The sequence below is a fragment of the Allobosea sp. genome, assembly GCF_051860145.1.
GTDB lineage: Bacteria > Pseudomonadota > Alphaproteobacteria > Rhizobiales > Beijerinckiaceae > Allobosea.
The window spans coordinates 1-17,302 of sequence record NZ_JBHYEM010000016.1 but is presented as its reverse complement, the minus strand read 5'-3'; the positions used below and the strand labels follow the sequence as shown (position 1 = coordinate 17,302).

At 66.2% G+C, this 17,302-nt stretch carries 15 protein-coding genes and 1 tRNA gene; 4 read left to right on the top strand and 12 right to left on the bottom strand.

All coding sequences use genetic code 11. From position 1 onward, the window contains the following. The first annotated feature begins 157 nt into the window (after nucleotides 1-157). Nucleotides 158-1,711, top strand: coding sequence for an undecaprenyl-phosphate glucose phosphotransferase (locus ACTIF2_RS21150; RefSeq protein ID WP_439499092.1), 1,554 nt, complete (start codon nucleotides 158-160; stop codon nucleotides 1,709-1,711). After that, on the top strand, nucleotides 1,708-2,952 hold the full coding sequence (locus ACTIF2_RS21145) for an O-antigen ligase family protein (protein WP_439499091.1): 1,245 nt from the start codon (nucleotides 1,708-1,710) through the stop codon (nucleotides 2,950-2,952). Before ACTIF2_RS21150 ends, ACTIF2_RS21145 begins: the two co-directional genes overlap by 4 nt. A gap of 12 nt (nucleotides 2,953-2,964) precedes the next feature. Here the strand turns inward: ACTIF2_RS21145 and ACTIF2_RS21140 are convergent, their stop codons facing one another. Next, complete coding sequence (locus ACTIF2_RS21140; protein WP_439499090.1) at nucleotides 2,965-3,786, bottom strand: class I SAM-dependent methyltransferase; 822 nt, start codon at nucleotides 3,784-3,786, stop codon at nucleotides 2,965-2,967. A gap of 204 nt (nucleotides 3,787-3,990) precedes the next feature. On the opposite strand from ACTIF2_RS21140, the gene ACTIF2_RS21135 reads away from it, so the two are divergent. Continuing rightward, nucleotides 3,991-4,068 (top strand) — tRNA-Pro (locus ACTIF2_RS21135). A gap of 187 nt (nucleotides 4,069-4,255) precedes the next feature. On the opposite strand, the gene ACTIF2_RS21130 is transcribed toward ACTIF2_RS21135, so the two are convergent. The 11 genes from ACTIF2_RS21130 to ACTIF2_RS21080 all read right to left on the bottom strand — a co-directional run bounded on the left by ACTIF2_RS21130 (nucleotide 4,256) and on the right by ACTIF2_RS21080 (nucleotide 16,487). Further along, nucleotides 4,256-4,525 (bottom strand): hypothetical protein, encoded by a 270-nt coding sequence (locus ACTIF2_RS21130; protein ID WP_439499089.1) that lies wholly within the window; start codon nucleotides 4,523-4,525, stop codon nucleotides 4,256-4,258. A 158-nt stretch (nucleotides 4,526-4,683) separates the two neighbouring features. Continuing rightward, a complete protein-coding gene (locus ACTIF2_RS21125; RefSeq protein WP_439499088.1) occupies nucleotides 4,684-5,229 on the bottom strand; it encodes a hypothetical protein in 546 nt (181 codons plus the stop codon). 133 nt (nucleotides 5,230-5,362) lie between these two features. Continuing rightward, entirely contained in the window at nucleotides 5,363-6,346 is a 984-nt protein-coding gene (locus tag ACTIF2_RS21120; protein WP_439499087.1) for a succinylglutamate desuccinylase/aspartoacylase family protein, read from the bottom strand. A 46-nt stretch (nucleotides 6,347-6,392) separates the two neighbouring features. Then, the gene (locus tag ACTIF2_RS21115) at nucleotides 6,393-7,376 is read right to left on the bottom strand and encodes an ABC transporter ATP-binding protein (RefSeq protein WP_439499086.1); all 984 of its coding nucleotides are present in this window, start codon (nucleotides 7,374-7,376) and stop codon (nucleotides 6,393-6,395) included. Continuing rightward, nucleotides 7,369-8,349 (bottom strand): ABC transporter ATP-binding protein, encoded by a 981-nt coding sequence (locus tag ACTIF2_RS21110; protein WP_439499085.1) that lies wholly within the window; start codon nucleotides 8,347-8,349, stop codon nucleotides 7,369-7,371. The genes ACTIF2_RS21115 and ACTIF2_RS21110 overlap by 8 nt, the downstream gene beginning before the upstream one ends. Continuing rightward, nucleotides 8,346-9,167, bottom strand: a complete 822-nt coding sequence (locus tag ACTIF2_RS21105) for an ABC transporter permease (protein ID WP_439499084.1) — start codon at nucleotides 9,165-9,167, stop codon at nucleotides 8,346-8,348. Before ACTIF2_RS21105 ends, ACTIF2_RS21110 begins: the two co-directional genes overlap by 4 nt. Nucleotides 9,168-9,175: 8 nt before the next feature. Then, nucleotides 9,176-10,111 carry an ABC transporter permease gene (locus tag ACTIF2_RS21100; RefSeq protein ID WP_439499083.1) on the bottom strand — a complete coding sequence of 312 codons (936 nt, stop codon included), beginning with the start codon at nucleotides 10,109-10,111 and terminating at the stop codon, nucleotides 9,176-9,178. Nucleotides 10,112-10,192: 81 nt separating this feature from the next. Next, complete coding sequence (locus ACTIF2_RS21095; RefSeq protein ID WP_439499166.1) at nucleotides 10,193-11,776, bottom strand: ABC transporter substrate-binding protein; 1,584 nt, start codon at nucleotides 11,774-11,776, stop codon at nucleotides 10,193-10,195. Nucleotides 11,777-11,922: 146 nt separating this feature from the next. Further along, nucleotides 11,923-13,554: an amidohydrolase gene (locus ACTIF2_RS21090; RefSeq protein ID WP_439499082.1), complete on the bottom strand. Its 1,632-nt coding sequence runs from the start codon at nucleotides 13,552-13,554 to the stop codon at nucleotides 11,923-11,925. A 211-nt stretch (nucleotides 13,555-13,765) separates the two neighbouring features. After that, a complete protein-coding gene (locus ACTIF2_RS21085; protein ID WP_439499081.1) occupies nucleotides 13,766-15,238 on the bottom strand; it encodes a M81 family metallopeptidase in 1,473 nt (490 codons plus the stop codon). Between the two features lie 118 nt (nucleotides 15,239-15,356). Next, nucleotides 15,357-16,487 (bottom strand): saccharopine dehydrogenase family protein, encoded by a 1,131-nt coding sequence (locus tag ACTIF2_RS21080; RefSeq protein ID WP_439499080.1) that lies wholly within the window; start codon nucleotides 16,485-16,487, stop codon nucleotides 15,357-15,359. Between the two features lie 112 nt (nucleotides 16,488-16,599). Here ACTIF2_RS21080 and ACTIF2_RS21075 point away from each other — a divergent pair, with 112 nt between their 5' ends. Then, a complete protein-coding gene (locus ACTIF2_RS21075) occupies nucleotides 16,600-17,040 on the top strand; it encodes an Lrp/AsnC family transcriptional regulator (protein ID WP_165909364.1) in 441 nt (146 codons plus the stop codon). Nucleotides 17,041-17,302 lie beyond the last annotated feature (262 nt).

Genomic DNA, 17,302 nt, shown 5'->3' with positions numbered 1-17,302 from the left:
TTCGGACCCCATCCCGGCACTCCCGGCTTCCCTAGAGTCGCGGCGAATCCGCTGAAACAACGAAGCGTCCGATTAAGTCTTCCGTGAGCATTTTCGGATAGTCGAGTGGCGAGGTTGGAGGGTTGCGGCCGACCGACCGGACCGAGGGTGAGTTGTCATGGGCGCTTTCGATGTACGCGATCTGATCAAGGTCGATGCGGCCGCGGCCGCGACATCGGAGATGGGAGGCCGGCAGGCACGCGGCGGCACGCGCATCTTCCATCCCCTGGCCGAGCGCATCGCTGCCATGCCGGTGAAGCCGACGCTCTCGCCAGTGATGATCGAGGGGCTGGTGCGCCTGTTCGACGTCCTGGTGGTGACCGGCGTCGGCAGCCTGATCTATTGGCTCTATGCCGCCGGCACCGTCGAAAGCAACCTGCCCTACCAGATCACCATTCCCCTGATGGCCGTCGGCGCGCTCGCCGTCTTCCAGGCGCTGCATCTCTACCATGTCGGTGCGCAGCGCCATTTCATCTCGATGGCGGTTCGTCTCGTCGCTGGCTGGACGATGTTGTTCCTGCTCGCGCTCGCTACCTTCTTCTTCCTCAAGGTCGGCGACCAGGTCTCGCGCGTCTGGCTCGCCGGGTTCTATGCCGGTGGTCTTGCGACGCTTCTGGTCGAGCGGCTGGCCGTCACGCTCGGCGTGCGCCGGCTGACCCGGATGGGCCGGCTGGAGCGCCGCACCGCGATCGTCGGCGGCGGCGCAGCGGGCGAAGCCCTGATCAAGGCGCTCGAGGCGCAGCGCGACACCGGCCTGCGGGTCTGCGGCGTCTTCGACGACCGCAACGACGACCGCTCGCCCGATCTCGTCGCCGGCTATCCCAAGCTCGGCACGATCGACGACCTGGTCGAGTTCGCGCGCCGGACCAAGCTCGACCTCGTGATCTTCACCTTGCCGATCTCGGCCGAGGCGCGGCTGCTCACCATGCTGCGCAAGCTCTGGGTGCTGCCGATCGACATCCGGCTCTCGGCGCATATGTCGAAGCTCAGGTTCCGGCCGCGCTCCTATTCCTATATCGGCGCGGTGCCAGTGCTCGACGTCTTCGACCGGCCGATCGCCGACTGGGACATCGTCGTCAAATGGCTGTTCGACAAGGTCGTCGGGACGCTGGCGCTGATCCTGCTCTCGCCGCTGATGGTCGCGACCGCGATCGCGATCAAGCTCGATTCGAAGGGCCCGGTGCTGTTCCGGCAGAAGCGCTACGGCTTCAACAACGAGCTGATCGAGGTCTTCAAGTTCCGCTCGCTCTATCACGAGATGAGCGACTTCGCCGCCGCCAAGCAGGTCACCAAGGACGATCCGCGCGTCACCCGCGTCGGCCGCTTCATCCGCAAGACCTCGATCGACGAGCTGCCGCAGCTCTTCAACGTCATCCTGAAGGGCAATCTCTCGCTGGTCGGCCCACGTCCGCACGCGATCCACGCCACCGCCGAGAACCGCGCCTATGAGCAGGTCGTCGACGGCTATTTCGCCCGCCACAAGGTCAAGCCCGGCATCACCGGCTGGGCCCAGATCAACGGCTGGCGCGGCGAGACCGACACCGAGGACAAGATCCAGCGCCGCGTCGAGCACGACCTCTACTATATCGAGAACTGGTCGGTGCTGCTCGACCTCTACATCCTGATCAAGACGCCGCTTTCGCTCCTGACCAAGACCGAGAACGCCTATTGAGCGCGCTTGCCGACCGCGCCGAAGACGAAGGCCGGCGCGGCGGCCTGCGGGTTTCCTATGCCGCGATCAAGCGCGGCGCGCTCTGGCTGCTGACGGCCTCCAGCGGCTTCGCGCTGATCGAACCCTCGCCCTACGAGCTCGTCTTCCTGATCGCGCTCTTCGTCTTCGCGCTGACCGGTATCCGCTTCTCGCAGAAGCTGCTGCCGATGGTGTTCCTGCTACTGGTCTACAATATCGGCGGCATCTTCTCGCTGATCCCCTGGATGGACGAGAGCGCCTCGGTGCGCTTCACCGCCGTCTCGGTCTATCTGATGATCACCGCGATCTTCCTCGCCGCGATCATGGCCGAGGACCCGCTCGGACGGCTCGACACCTTGCGCAAGGGCTATCTCTTTGCCGCCTGGTGCGCGGGGCTCGCCGCCATCCTCGGCTATTTCGACCTGGCGGGGCTGGGCTCGCTCTTCACGCTCTACGGGCGCGCCTCGGGCACCTTCAAGGACCCGAACGTGCTCGGCCCGTTCCTGGTGCTGCCGATCGTCTATACGCTGCAGCACGTCCTGATCGGCCGGCTCGGGCTCGGCCGGGGGCTCGCCGTGATGAGCGTGCCGCTGCTGGCCCTGTTCCTGACCTTCTCGCGTGGCGCCTGGGGCAGTCTCGCCGGCTCAGCCCTGCTGATGGTCGCCCTCACCTTCCTGACCTCGCCGAACGCGTCGCGCCGCACCCGGATCGTCTTCCTGTCGCTGGTCGCGCTGGCGTTCCTGGTGGTCGCGCTGCTGATCGCGCTCTCGTTCGAGAATATCCGCAGCGTCTTCGAGGTCCGCGCCTCGCTCGACCAGGACTACGACCAGGGCGTCACCGGCCGCTTCGGCAACCAGTTGCGCTCGATCCCGCTGCTGCTCGACGCGCCGAACGGCTTTGGCCCGCTGCGCTTCCGCTGGCTCTTCCCGGAAGACCCGCACAATGTCTACATCAACGCCTTCGCCTCCTATGGCTGGCTCGGCGGGCTGGCCTATCTCGGGCTGACCGCCGCCACCTGCTTTGCCGGCTGGCGGCTGGTCTTCACCCGCGCGCCCTGGCAGAACCACGCGATCGTGCTGTGGTCGGTGCTGTTCGTCACGATCCTGCAGGGCCTGCAGATCGACACCGACCATTGGCGCCACATGTATCTGATGCTCGGGCTGGTCTGGGGGCTGGCCGCGCTCACGCCGGACCACCCACCGCGCGCGGCCGCGGGCCGCTAGCGCCCCACGGCTTCAGGCCGCGCTCTTGCGCACCACGACATAGGCGTAGGTGGTGACGAACTCCCAGCCGGTCTTCGCCGCCAGCGCGTTGAAGGCGTGGTCGGCCTGGCGCAGCCCCGGCATCCGCTCGAAATAGCCGTGACCCCAGAAGCGCTGGATATGAACGTCCTCGAAGCCGGCGCGATTCAGCATTGGCGTCAAGCGCGAGCGGCTGCCGCGGCACCAGTCGTAGAAGGCCGGGAATTTCGGGTCGCCGCCGCCGTCGCGCCGCAGCGGGAACAGGGCATGGACGATGGCGCGCGAGGCCTTCTCCGGCAGGATATGGTTGAGGGCGAAGACCGGCGCCCAGAGCGTCGGGAAGAAGGCGAGCGCGACGCCGCCGGGCGCCAGCAGGGCATGGATGTTGCTCCAGGCGCGCTCGACGTCGTGGACATGCTCGAACACCATGCGCGAGACCATCAGGTCGTAGTCGCCGCGCACGACATCGGGCTCGGAGAGGTCGCCGGCAATATCGAAGCGCGCCGTCCTGAGGCCGGCCGGCGTCAACGCAAGCTCGCCGCCGTCGATATCGTTGACGATGAGATCGAGCCCGTGACCTGCCGCCTCCCCGGCCGAGAACAGCGGATCGCGGCCGCCACCGATCTCGCAGACGCGGCGCAGGCCGAATTGGCGGGCGAGCTCCAGGATCGTCGGCTCGTAATTCTCCCAGGCCCATTGCGAGTGCCAGTCAGGCTGCAACTCACGAAAAAAGCCCTCCAGGGAACCTAGCGGCCTGTTGGACGCAGCCAGGAGCGGAGAGCTGCGCCGCTCCGCCGTCGCAATCGCCAGTGACATGATGATCCCTCCGCCGCGTCCTCCCGTCCCGCCGGCACGATGCGGAAAGCGGGAGGCGGCCGCAATCGAAGCCTTAATCGAGGGTTAACGACGGACGCGGCCGACTGTGCCGCTACGGGGCAGATCCGCGGCCGCAAAAACCAGGCCCACAGAGCGCCGATGCGCGTTGCATCCGGGCGCGCGCGCCTCTATAAGCCGGCCAGTCGGAGCGTAGCGCAGCCCGGTTAGCGCACTTGTCTGGGGGACAAGGGGTCGGAGGTTCGAATCCTCTCGCTCCGACCATTTTACTCAATCATTTCGGTAGGTTGTCGAACCGCGCAATGTGCGCCGGTCAGCACGGATACGCGCCTTTTGGGCCTATATGGCGTGATCCGGGGCGGACAGTCCCGGACCAACGCTGCCCACTGCAGCCCGCAAACGAAGAGCCGCAGGCTGCTCGCCCGCGGCCTTCATGCTCATTCCGTCCGGATCAGTACCAGACCGTCCGGCAGACACGGACGCGGCGGCCATACCTGTTGCGCCGCCAGGTGCAGACCGTGCGCCGCCGCCTCCGGCGCCGATACTGCGCATAGTCGACCGGCGTGCCATCGGGCAGTGTCACAGCGGCGTCCTGCGTCGGAACAGGGCCCGAGGCCTGCGGCAGTCTGTCGATGACCGGAGCGGCCTTGGCCTCGCTCTTGAGCGCAACTGCCGCCGCCGGCACGGCGAGCAGGCCCAGGATGAATGTGCGTCGTTCCATTGGGGGTTTCCTCCGATTTCCGTCGCGGGAGAACAAGGTACGGCAGGAGGGAGACCCGGCAAGCGGTCTGATCGCATGGCGGCTCGCCGCGAGACGGGCAGCGGTACCCGCCTTGGTGGCCAGAGAGACTGATCCCTGGGCTCTATCGCGGCATCCGCTCAGGGCAGGATGACGCTGAGCTTCCTGTCCGTCCGTTCGGTCACGCTGGGCAGCGGCTCGTCCGTATCGGGGACGATCTTGTATTTTCCCATCGGCCCGCGGGTGTACTCCGTCAGCAGCTTGATGCGCTCGCGATCCTTCCGCGAGACCAGCCGCGACTTGTAGAGCGTGTCGAAATCGGCCAGCCGACGGGGACCGCGATCACCGGCATAGACCAGGACCATGCCCGGCAGCACGACGATGTCGCCGCGCCGCAGCGTCGGGTCGCTGAGATACCAGTGCGGGTTGGCAACGGGGTCGATCGGGGTCGCGAGCACCGGCTTCTTCTCTTCCACCTGCCGCACGACATGGCGCGCTTTCGGGCGGGAGAGTTGCTTCCTCGGCCGAATCGTCATTTCCAGAGGATTCTCGATACGCGCGGGCGGCGGCGCCGGCCTCACCCCGAAGATCATTTCGAGTAGACCGGCTTGAGCCTGCGATGTCGTGAGCGCGGCAAATACCGCGAACGACCCCATCGCAAGGAACAAACTATGCAGTTTCAGCATATCAGGCACCAGCCGGTTTCGTCCTCAGCATGTATAGCTGCCGGATCGCTCGCGCCAGTCGTCTCAGGTCGGCGTGGTTAAGCTTTCAACGCATACCGGAGGTTGTAAAGTCAAAACATTGCGAGGACCGTTCTCATAGTGTCCGGTCGCTCTTCACACCGAAATAGCAGATCCCCTCGCCCGGCTTGGCATTGGCGTTGGGAAAGATGATGAAGCCCGGGCTCGGCGCCTTCACCGGCTCGCCATTGGCGCGGCGCGCGATGATCTGGCCCGCCGCGATCGCGTCCCCGGTCTTCCAGTCGCCTTCGACCCGGTCGCCGGTCGACTCGCAAATGATCACCTCGGTGATGTGGATGACGGTCCGGAGCTTGCTCTTCGGCGCAGGCGCATCGACCAGGCCGAGATGGGCGAGCACGTTCAGGATCGCGACATGGCCGACCTCGACCGAGGCGGGGTCGTCATGCGAGCCGCATTCGAGGGTCACGCCATAGCCGCCGGCGAAGCGCATGTATTCCGTCGTGCCGTAGCCTTCGGTGAGCGACAGGCGCGGCAGGTCGAGCCGCTCGCGCGCCGCGATCAGGCGGGCGTAATTGTCGAGCCAGCCATGGATCATCACCGGCACGCCGAGACAGGCGGCGAAGGCGCCTTCCGCCTTTGCCAGGCGGAACGGCTCGAGCTCGCCGCTATTGTTCTCCGGCCCGAAGAAGACGAAGGGCTCGCCCTCGCCCCTGAAGGAATGGACGTCGAGCAGCGCATCGTGCTGGCGCAGCAGCGCGCAGATGCGGTTGCCGATGCGGTCCTCGTAATCGGCCGGCTGCGGCTTCTCGTGCAGATCTCGGTTGAGATTGCGGTCGCCCTCGCGGGTCTTCTGGCGATAGGCCTTGGGATTGGTCACCGGAACGAAGGTGACCTCGCCCCGGCGAATCACCAGCTCGCCGGAGCGGCATTGCTCGATCACCCGGCGGATCGCGTTGGGGCCACAAGTCTCGTTGCCATGGACTGCGCCGAGCACGATCAGCTTCGGGCCGGCTTTCAGCCCGGTGAAGCGCACGCTTTCCAGCGGGCCGTCATCCAGGCCGGCATCGTGCTTCGCCTGATTCTGCGTGGTCTTGGCCAAGGCTTTCGTCCTTCGGATAGCTTGCTGTGGCGATAGGTGAGACCGCTCAGGCCAGCTCCGCCGCCCTGAGGCAGCGGACGGCATGGCCTTCGCCGAGCTCGTCGAGCGAGGGCGTCGGCGGCTCGCGGCAGATGTCGCGCATCTCGGGGCAGCGCGGATGGAAGCGGCATCCGGTGGGCGGGTTCAGCGGGTTGGGCACCTCGCCCGACATCTTCACCACGAGCTCGTGGTTGAACGGATCGGGGATCGCGGCGATCAGCGCGCGCGTATAGGGATGGCGGGCTTTCGTGAAGATCGTGTGCCAGTCGCCGGTCTCGACGATGCGGCCGAGATACATCACCGCGACACGGTCGCTCATGTGCTCGACCACGCCGAGATCATGGCTGATCATGATGTAGGAGAGCTCGAGCGTCTCCTTGAGCTCGAGCAGCAGGTTGATGATCTGCGCCCGGATCGAGACGTCGAGCGCCGAGACGGGCTCGTCCAGCACCACGATCTTCGGCTTCAGGATCAGCGCGCGGGCGATGCCGATGCGCTGGCGCTGGCCGCCCGAGAACTCGTGCGGATAGCGCGCGGCCTGTTCCGGCCGCAGCCCGACATGCTTGAGGATCTCGGCTATGCGTTCATCGACCTCGGCCTGGTCGGTAACGCCATGCATGCGCAGGGGCGCCTCCAGCGTCCGGCGCACCGTCTGGCGCGGATTGAGCGAGGAATAGGGGTCCTGGAACACCATCTGCACGATGCGGGCGCGCGCCTTGCGGTCGACGCCCGGCGCGGCGATGTCGACGCCGTCGAGCAGGACCCGGCCGCGCGTCGCCGGCTGGAGCCCGAGAATCGACAAGGCGAGCGTGGATTTTCCGCAGCCGGATTCGCCGACGAGGCCAAGGCACTCGCCCTTGCGCAGTTCGAGATCGACACCGTCGACGGCATGCACGGTGCGCCGCTTGCCGCCGAGAAGCCCGCCGCCGAGATGGAACTGAACGGCGAGGTCCTCGACCTTCAGAATGGTCTCACGGGTCGCGTCACTCATGATGATGGCACCTGACCAGGCCGCCATGCGGCAACGGCGTCTCGCCCGGGTCCTCCGCGATGCAGATATCGGTTCGGGCATAGCAGCGCGGGTTGAAGCGGCAGCCCGCGGGGAAGGCCGTCACGGGCGGCACGACGCCGGTGATCTCCTTGAGCTTGTGGCGGCCGTGGCGCGCGCGGGCGCCGAGCAGCGGCAGCGAGGCGACGAGGCCCTTGGTGTAGGGATGGCTCGGCGCGCGAAAGACCTCGTCGGCGACACGCTGCTCGACGAGGCGCCCGGCATACATCACGCCAACCCGGGCGCACATGTTGGCGATCAGGCCGAGATCGTGGCTGATCATCAGCACCGCCGTGCCCTGCGCCGCCGACAGGTCGCGAATGAGGTCGAGGATCTCGGCCTGGACGGTGACGTCGAGCGCGGTCGTCGGCTCGTCGGCGAGCAGCAGGTCCGGCCGGCAGGCGAGCGCGATCGCGATCATCACGCGCTGGCGCATGCCCCCGGACAGCTGGTGCGGATAGTCCTTGACGCGCCGGTCCGGGGCCGGGACGCGCACGCTCGCCAGCGCCTCGACCGCCTTGCGCTCCGCCTCGTGCCAGGTCGCGCCCTTGTGCAGCACGAACATCTCGGCGATCTGGCGGCCGACCGGCGAGAGCGGGTTCAGCGCCGTCATCGGCTCCTGGAAGATCATCGAGATCGCGTTGCCGCGCAGCTTGCGCATCTCGCCCGAGGACAGCTTCTGGATCTCGCGGCCCCTGAAGCGGATCCGCCCGCCGCCGATCGCGAGCGGGTGCTTCAGCAGGCCGATCAGCGCGAGCGCGGTGATGCTCTTGCCGCAGCCCGATTCGCCGACGAGGCCAAAGGTCTCGCCGCGCCCGATCGTGAAGGAAACCTCCTTCACGGCCGGGAAGCGCTTCGCGCCGACGACCAGGTCGAGGCGCAGATCCTCGACGTCGAGAAGCGGCTCGCCGGTCATGCCGTGCGCGCCCGCGACTGGGGGTCGAGGATGTCCCGCAAGCCATCGCCGAGCAGGTTCAGCCCGAGCACGGTGACGAAGATGGCGAGGCCCGGAAACACCGAGATCCACGGCGCGGTGGTGATCTGGTCGCGCGCGTCGGAGAGCATGCTGCCCCAGCTCGGGAAGGGCGGGCGGATACCGAGGCCGAGGAAGGAGAGCGAGGCCTCCGCCAGGACCGCGCCGCCCATGCCGAGCGTGCCGATGACGATGATCGGGCCGAGGATGTTCGGCAGGATCTGCGTCAGCATGATGCGGATATCGCTGTAGCCCAGCACCTTCGCCGCCTGGACATAGCCCTGGCTCTTGAGCGAGAGCGTCGAGGCGCGCGAGAGCCGGCAGGTATAGGACCAGTTGGTCAGCCCGAGCGCGATCAGCAGGCTGGTCAGGCCGGGCGTCAGGATCGCCATGATCGCGAGCGCGAAGATCAGCGAGGGAATGGCGAGCATCAGGTTGGTGAGGCCGTTGACGAAGTCGTCCCACTTGCCGCCCCAGTAGCCGGCCGAGAGCCCGAGCGCGACGCCGATCACCGTGTTGATGAGCTGCGAGACGATGCCGACCGTCAGCGAGATGCGCGCTCCGTAGAGGACGCGGCTGTAGATGTCGCGGCCCTGGGCGTCGGTGCCGAACCAGAATTCGCTGCCCGGCGGCACCTCGGCATTCATCAGGTTGGCGTCCATCACCGGGTCGGTATGGGCGAGGAAGGGAGCGAGCGCGCCGGCGACGACGACGGTCGCGAACAGCACTCCCCCGATCACGAGATTGGCTCTGAACTTCATCGGCGCCTTCAGGTGTACCGGATGCGGGGGTCGATGAGCGCGGCGAGGACATCGACGAGCATGTTGACCAGAAGGAAGAACAGCACGATCACCAGGATGCAGCCCTGCACGACCGGGATGTCGCGCAGGCTGACGCTGTCGACGAGCAGAGAGCCCAGGCCGGGCCAGGCGAAGAGCTTCTCGATCACCACGGCCTGGCCGATCACCGAGCCGAACTGCAGGCCGACCGTGGTGAGCACGATGACGAGCGCATTGCGGGCGAGATGCCATTGCACGACCCGCCGCTCGCTCATGCCCTTGGAGCGGGCGGTGCGGACGAAATCGGCGTTCATGATCTCGAGCACGGCGGCGCGCGTGGTGCGCGCGAGCAGCGCCAGCGGCGCGACGCCGAGCGCGACCGAAGGCAGGATCAGGTTCCTCAGCGAGCCGTCGCCGTAGCCGAAGCTCGGGAGCCAGCCCAGCGTCAGCGCGAAGAGATACATCAGCATCAGGCCGAGCCAGAACTTGGGCAGCGACAGGCCCGAGACGGCGATGACCATCGAGCCCATGTCGACCCAGCTCCCCGGCCGCAGCGCGGCGAGGAAACCGAGCGGGACGCCGATGACGATGGCGAACAGCATCGAGGCGAAGGCGAGCTGCAGCGTCGGCCACAGGCGTTCGCCGATCAGGTGCCAGACCGGCTGGCGGGTCCGGAACGAGGTGCCGAGATCGAGCGTCGCCAGTTGTCCGACATATTTGACGAAACGCGTCGCGACCGGCTGGTCGAGCCCGAACTGCTTATTCATCCGCGCCACTGCTTCGGCGTCGACGACGGTGCGGCCGTCGGCCATCTGGCTGGTGGCGAAATTGCCCGGGATGACGCTGAACAGCAGGAAGATCAGGCCGGCGACCGCGAGCAGGATCGGAATGGCCTGCAGCAGGCGCCGAAAGACGAAAGACAACATGCGGAACTCCTCGCCGCGGATTCCTGACCACGGACGCCCGGCAGGCAAGGCCGCCGGGCGTCCGGGTTGGATGCGCCGGGACTACTTCGCCGCTGGCGAAGAGGCGTCAACCCAGAGGTCTTCGTAGCTCTGGAGCGCGAGTTCCGTCGCGTTGGGCTGCAGGCCGTGCAGCCAGGGCTGATAGGCCATCACCGCCTTGTTGTAGTTGAAGAACCAGACCGGCGCGTCGTCATAGATGATCGCGTTGACCTTCTTCAGCAGGTCGAGACGCTTGGCCGGATCATCCGTCGCGGCGGCCTCGTCGATCAGCTTGTCGACGTTCGGGTTCTTGTAAGTGACGTAGTTGCAGGCGCTCTGCGGCGTCGTCGAGTGGAAGCATTTCAGCGTCGTCAGCGGATCGGGACCGGAGGTGTTCGACCAGATATAGGCCTGGAAGTCGCCCTTCGAGATGGTCCCGCCGAGCGCCGAGCCCTCGATCGGCTTGATCTTCACCTTGACGCCGACCTTGGCCAGCATCGGAATGACCGCCTCGACGATCGGCACGCCCCAGCTCTCGTTCGGCGAGGCCGTCCATTCGAACTCGAACCCGTCCGCGTAGCCGGCCTCCTTGAGCAACGCCTTCGCCTTCTCGGGATCGAAGGCATAGGGCTTCATGTCCTTGTCATAGGCCGGCGAGGAGATCGGCAGCCAGCTCACCGCGCGATAGGCCTTGTCGCGGACCAGGCGCTTGATGATCAGGTCGGCGTCGATCGCGTGGTTGATCGCCTGGCGCACGCGCTTGTCGGCGAAGGGCTTGAAGGTCGGGTTCATGCCCATGTTGCGGGTGAAGACCTCGGCGACCTCAAGAATGCCCTTCGACAGGTTCGGATCCGCCTTGTAGGCGACATATTGCGTCGGCCCCAGGATCGAGACGTCGATCTCCTTGTTGCGGAAGGCGATGTCGCGGGCCGCCGCCTCGCCCATCGGCGAGATCACGACCTTGTCAGCATAGGGCTTGCCAGCCTTGTAGAACTTCTCCCAGCGCTCCAGCACCATGCGCGAACCGGGCACGTGCTCGACGAACTTGAACGGCCCGAGCCCGATCGGCTTGTTGAAGAAGCCGTCCTGCTGCGCTTCCTTGGCCGGATAGATCGAGGTGGTCGACGAATAGAAGAAGAAGCCCGGATCGGCTTTCTCGACCAGCGTCATCGAGAAACTCGAGTCGTCGATCTTCTTGAGGCCCGAGATCTCCTTGGCCTGGCCCTTCTCGACGTCGATCGCGCCCACGATGCGGCGGACATGGCGCGCGCCCGGATAGCTTTTCGAGCCGTCCATCAGGCGGGTGAGGCTCCAGATGATGTCGTCGGCCGTCAGCTTGCGACCGTTATGGAACAGCGCGTCCGGCCGCAGCTTGAAGGTGTAGGTCAGGCCGTCGGCCGACTTCGTCACCTCGGTCGCCAGCTCCGGCACCGGCTTGTTGTTCACCGCATCCCATTTGTAGAGCGAGCGATGCAGCGCGTAGCCGTAGATCTCGTCCTGGATCTGGTTCGAGACATGGCTGTCATTGCTGACGAAGGACGCCGCATAGGGCGCCGTGAAGCGGATCGTGCCGCCCTTGCGCGGCTCTTGCGCCTGCACGGTAAAGGCCGCGAGCGTCAGCGCGGTCGTCAAAGCGAGTTTCTTCAACACGTCATATTCCTCCCAAAATACCCCGTTCGAATTCTCTTCTTACGCCGCGCGAGGGCGGCGTCGGTCAGTCCCGCCTGGAACCATACTGAGTTTTTCCGGTCTGTCCTCCCTCTCTGGCCGGCTTTCCCAAAACTCAGGTCGGATCAGGCTTTCGAGGCGGCGCGGTCAAAGACCACCTCGCCGCCAAGGATGGTGAGATCGCAGCGCGTGTCCTTCAGGATCTCGTCGGGCGCAGCGGTGAGCAGATCGCGCGAGAACACCGCGACATCGGCGAGGAAACCCGGCACGAGCCGGCCCTTCACCGTCTCCTGCTTCTGCGAGAAAGCGCCGAACTCGGTATAGGCCTGCAGCGCCTCCTCGATCGAGACGCATTGCCTGTCGTCCATCACCGTGCCGCGCCAGGTCTTGCGGGTCAGCATGGTATGGAAGTTCGGGAAGGGATCGGGATCGCAGACCGGCGCATCGCTGCCCGTCGCCGGCTTCAGGCCAAGATCGAACCAGGTCCGGAACGGGTAGCTCGGCAGCGCCCGCTCGGGCCCGAGCACCTTCACATAGGCGTCGCCGAAATCATGGATGAAGACCTGCTGCGGGCAGGGATAGATACCGGCTGCGACCATGCGCTCATGCTGCCGCGGCGTCGAGAAGCCGCAATGCTCGATGCGGTGGCGCCGGTCCGGGTCAGGATGGGCCTTGAGCGCCTTCTCATAGGCCGTGATCAGCTGCTCGATCGCGGCATCGCCAATGGCGTGACAGGCGAGCTGGTAGCCTTTGACATGCGCCTCCATGACCTGGCGCTCCAGGTCCTCGTTGGAGAGCATCTGGACGCCGGTCGTCTTGTCCTCGCCGAGATAGGGCTCGTTCATCCAGGCAGTGCGGCCGCCAGCCGAGCCGTCGAGGAAGAGCTTGACCGCGCCGATCATCAGCATGTCGTCGCCGGTGCCGGAGATCAGCCCGGCGTCATGGCATTGCGGCACGATCGAGCGACCCTCGTCGCCGAGCAGGGTCAGCCAGGCGCGCACCGGCAGGCGGCCGTCGCGCTTGGCTCTGGTGTAGGCGGCGATCTCGCCAAATCCGCCGCGCTGGCCGACGGCGGCGTCCATGCAGCTGGTGATACCGAGCGAGAGCAGGTATTTGCCGCCGCGCTCGATGCCGGCGACGAGATCCTCCTCGGTCGGATCGGGAATCACGGCCCAGACCGGCGCGCGGGCATTCTCGGCCAGCAGGCCGGTCAGGCGGCCGTTCTGCTGCTCGATCAGCCCGCCCGGAGGTGTCGGCGAGCGCTCGTCGATGCCGGCGAGCTCGAGCGCTCGCGAATTGCAGATCGAGACATGGCCGCAGGTCCTGACCAGCATCACCGGATTGTCCGGTGCGGCGCGGTCGAGCTCCTCGCGATAGGGGTGGCGGCCGGTGTCGAGGTTGGTCTGGTCGTAGCCGCGCGCCAGGATCCAGTCGCCGGACCTGGTGCCGGCAGCGCGCCTGGCGATCGCCGCCAGCAGGGATTCGAGGTCGGGCGCGGCCGCCGGCTTGGCATCGACCCAGTCCATCGTCATGCCGAGCGAGACGAGATGCAGATGGGAATCGTTCAGGCCCGGCGTCGCCAGCCGGCCCTTCAGGTCGATGACCTTCGTCCGGGGCCCGATCAGCGCGGCGATATCGGCATCGCTGCCGGTTGCGAGCACCCTGCCCTGCCAGATCGCCAGCGCCTCGACGACCCCATCCTCGCGGCCGCACCAGATCGGGCCGCCGCGCAGCACGATATCCGCCTTGACGCTCATGCCGCTTGCTCCGTCGTCATCGTCATCCCTTTCCGTCGTCTCGCAATGGTCTCAGAATTCATGGGGAACCCTGAGCCCTCATCCTGAGGAGCAAGCGTAGCTTGCGTCTCGAAGGATGCTCCAGTTGGTGCCGGAGCCTCCTGGAGCATCCTTCGAGACGCCGCTGATGCGGCTCCTCAGGATGAGGGCTCGTGGGAAGGCACGTCATCTCTCAGATATCGTCGAGCGGAAAGATCGGCCGGCGCACCTTCTTGTAGGGCCGCTCCTTGAAATTGCGCGTCGAGAGCGCGCCGGTATCGACCTCGACCACCTCGCGCGCGATCGGCTCGAAGGCGGCGCGGAAATGCTGCATCGACTTGACGATCAGCGTCGATTTCCGGGTCGGATCGACGCCGAGCGAGGTGAACTGCGCCAGATCGGTGGCCTGGCCGTTATGGCTGATGACGATGATCTCGACGCCCTCGACCCTGATCAGCGCGCTCAGGCCATAATTGCGCCAGGCGCCGCCGCCCATCGGGCCATAGGCGATGAAATGACCGTCGGTGATCGCGACGACGCAGCCGGTGATCTCGAGCGGCCCGCCGCCCACGGTGGGATCGACCTTGCCGCCGAGCTCCAGCGTGACGTCGTTGCCGACGCCGGCGGCCTGCGCCTGCAGCACGGCCTCAGCATCACGGATCGCATGGAACCCGACATTCTGCAGCCCGGCCGCGAGCACCGCCCGCAGCAGGTTGGTGGCATCGCCATAGGCGCCCGAGCCCGGATTGTCGGAATAGTCGGAGATCACCAGCGGCTTACCGGGCTTGTCCTCGCCCGCCTTGGCCTTGGCCATCGCTTCCGCCAGCGGCGCGAAATGGATCGAGGAGAAGCGGCGCTGCTCCCAGGCATAGTCCATCAGCTCCTCGGCGATCGCCTGGGCCTTGGCCCGGTCATTGGCCGTGACCGCGATGGAGGGGCCGATATCGTGCACGTCAGCCGAGGAGAAGCCGGCCTGGGCGCTGACGACGAGGGCATCGCCCGCCGCTTCCAGTGCATCGCCGCGGCGCAGCAGCTCCTTGAACGGCGGCGAGGTCGTGCGGCCGCCGTCGAGCGCATAGAGGATCGGCCGGCGGGCGACAGTGCAGACCGGCGTGATCGTGCCGTCCATCGCCTTCTGCAGCAGCTCGGCCGCCTGCCAGGTGCGTTCGTACTGATCGATATGCGGATAGGTGCGGTAGGAGATCAGGGCATTGGCGCTGTCGGCCATGAGCTGGGTCAGCGTCGCATGCAGGTCGAGCACCGCGACGACCGGAACGGCCTCGCCGACCTTGGCGCGGATGCGGGCGAGCAGCTCGCCCTCGCCATCATCGGAGGTCTCGGTCGCCATCGCGCCGTGGAGATGCAACAGCACGCCATCGACGCCGTCGCAGGAGGCGAGGATGTGGCCGGCGAAGAGCTCGAAGGCAGCCTTGGTCACGCGGCCGGAGGGATTGGCGCCCGCGACCAGCGGATGCGTCACGCTCCAGCCGAATTTATCGGCCGCCTCGAAGGCCGCCCCCATCGAGGTGCGCGTGCCGCGAAAAGCCGGCGGAATCTCGTTGCCCAGATAGACGCCCGAGCTGCGAAAGGCCTCTTCTCCCGTGAGCTGAACACTGAACGTGTTCGTCTCATGCATGAATTCCGCGACCAGAACCCGCCTTGCCATCGTGTCTTCGTCCCCTCCGGACCCTTTTCGACTCTTTTTAACGGTCGTTCGGGTCAATGCCAGTCCTGTATACGGCATGCGCTCCCTGCGTTGAGCGCCTGCCCCATCCGTCGCGCGCTCAGGCGGCGCGGCGTTTGCCCTCGATCTCGCCATTGCCGGGCGCGCCATCCTCGCGGCGTGCATAGGCGCGGCCGAAGCGGTTGGCGAGGAAGGCCTCGAGCGTGATGTCCTCCTGCCGGACGAAGCCGCGCTGCGGCAGCGAACCTTCAGCCAGCATGTCGAGCACCGCGCAGATGCCCGAGGCGGTGGTGATCTGAATGGCGCTACGGGTCACGCCGCCGGCGGTCGCGCTGTAAACCTTGTTGGCATAGGTCTGCTGGACGAGCCGCCCCTCCTGCAGGCCACTCACCGTGACGAAGATCACGACGACGTCCTGCAGGGTGCTCGGCAGCGCATTCTCGAAAATGTCCTTCAAGACGTCGCGGCGGTCGGCCAGACGCAAGTCCTGCAGCAGCGCCTTCATGATCGCGCAATGGCCGGGATAGCGGATCGTGCGGTAGTTCAGCGTCCGGACCTTGCCCTTGAGCGACTCGCAAAGTGTGCCGAGACCGCCCGAGGTGTTGAAGGCCTCGTAGGTGATGCCGTCGAGCGAGAACTCCTCGCGCTCCTCCATCGCCGGGACCAGCACGAGCTCGCCGTTGACGATCGCCTCGCAGGGCTCGCAATACTCGTTGATGACGCCGTCCGTGCTCCAGGTCAGGTTATAGTTGAGCGCGTTGGACGGGTACTGCGGCAGCGCGCCGACGCGCATGCGCACGCTTTCGAGCGAATCGAAACGGCTGGCGAGATCGTTGGCGACGATGGAGATGAAACCCGGTGCAAGGCCGCACTGCGGGATGAAGGCCGTCTTGGCGTTTTCCGCGATGCGCTTGACCTGGCGGGTGGATTCGACGTCTTCCGTGAGGTCGAGATAGTGCAGGCCCGCGTCTGCTGCGGCTTCCGCGATGGCGACCGTCAGATGATAGGGCGCAGCGGAGAGGACGGCGAACTTGCCGGCGAGCAGGGCGCGGAGCGCGGCGCCGTCGGCGATATCGACCACGGCGGTCGAAACGGCATCGTGGCGCTCGATGGCGGCAAGCTGCTCGTCCGAACGGTCCGCGACGGTGACGCGGTAATCCCCGCTGTGAGCCAGCATGCGGGCGATGGTGGAGCCGATCTTGCCCGCGCCGATGACGACGATGTCCTTCATGTGATTTCCCTCCGGCATGAATTGATGCGTTTATTTTGAGAGGGAAGACAGTCGATTTAAAGCGCCATATCCGGCATAATCAATCATCAGTATCGGCAGAATGACGGTTAAAATGAGCATTTCGACGCTAGGCGCCAAGGATCGCGAACTTCTCGCCATCCTCAGCGAGAACGCCCGCGAACAGACAGCCACGATCGCCCGCAAACTGGGTCTATCACGCACGACCGTGCAGGCAAAAATCGACCGGCTGGAGCGGGACGGCGTGATCGCCGGCTATGGCGTCAAGCTTTCGGACGCCTATGAGAGCGGCATGGTGAAGGCGCATGTACTGATCACCATCGCGCCGAAGACGCTGGCGCGCATCACCACGGAACTGCACGCCATCTCGGCCGTACGCACCCTACATTCGGTAAGCGGCAGTTTCGACCTGATTGCCGTGGTCGAGGCAACGTCGATCGCCGAACTCGATCACCTGATCGACCGCATCGGCGCTATCGACGGCGTGGAACGCACACTGTCGTCGATCATCCTGTCGACGCGGATCAGGCGATAGGATGCCACATCGGACCAGGCGACCCCAACCAAGGCTCTCCACCTCTCCGCGGTCATCGTCGGCCTTGAGCCGAGGATCCATGCCACAAACTCAAGCTACGCCGTAATGCGTGGATCCTCGGGTCGAGCCCGAGGATGACGAAGGAGGGCGGGGTGACGGGCTGTGGCAGATCAAGGGCGGGTGCGCCGCCTCAGCGCCGCACTGCGGCGGATCCGTCGTGCAACCGCCTCAGGCGATGAACCGCTCCGGTCGGTAAGGCCCG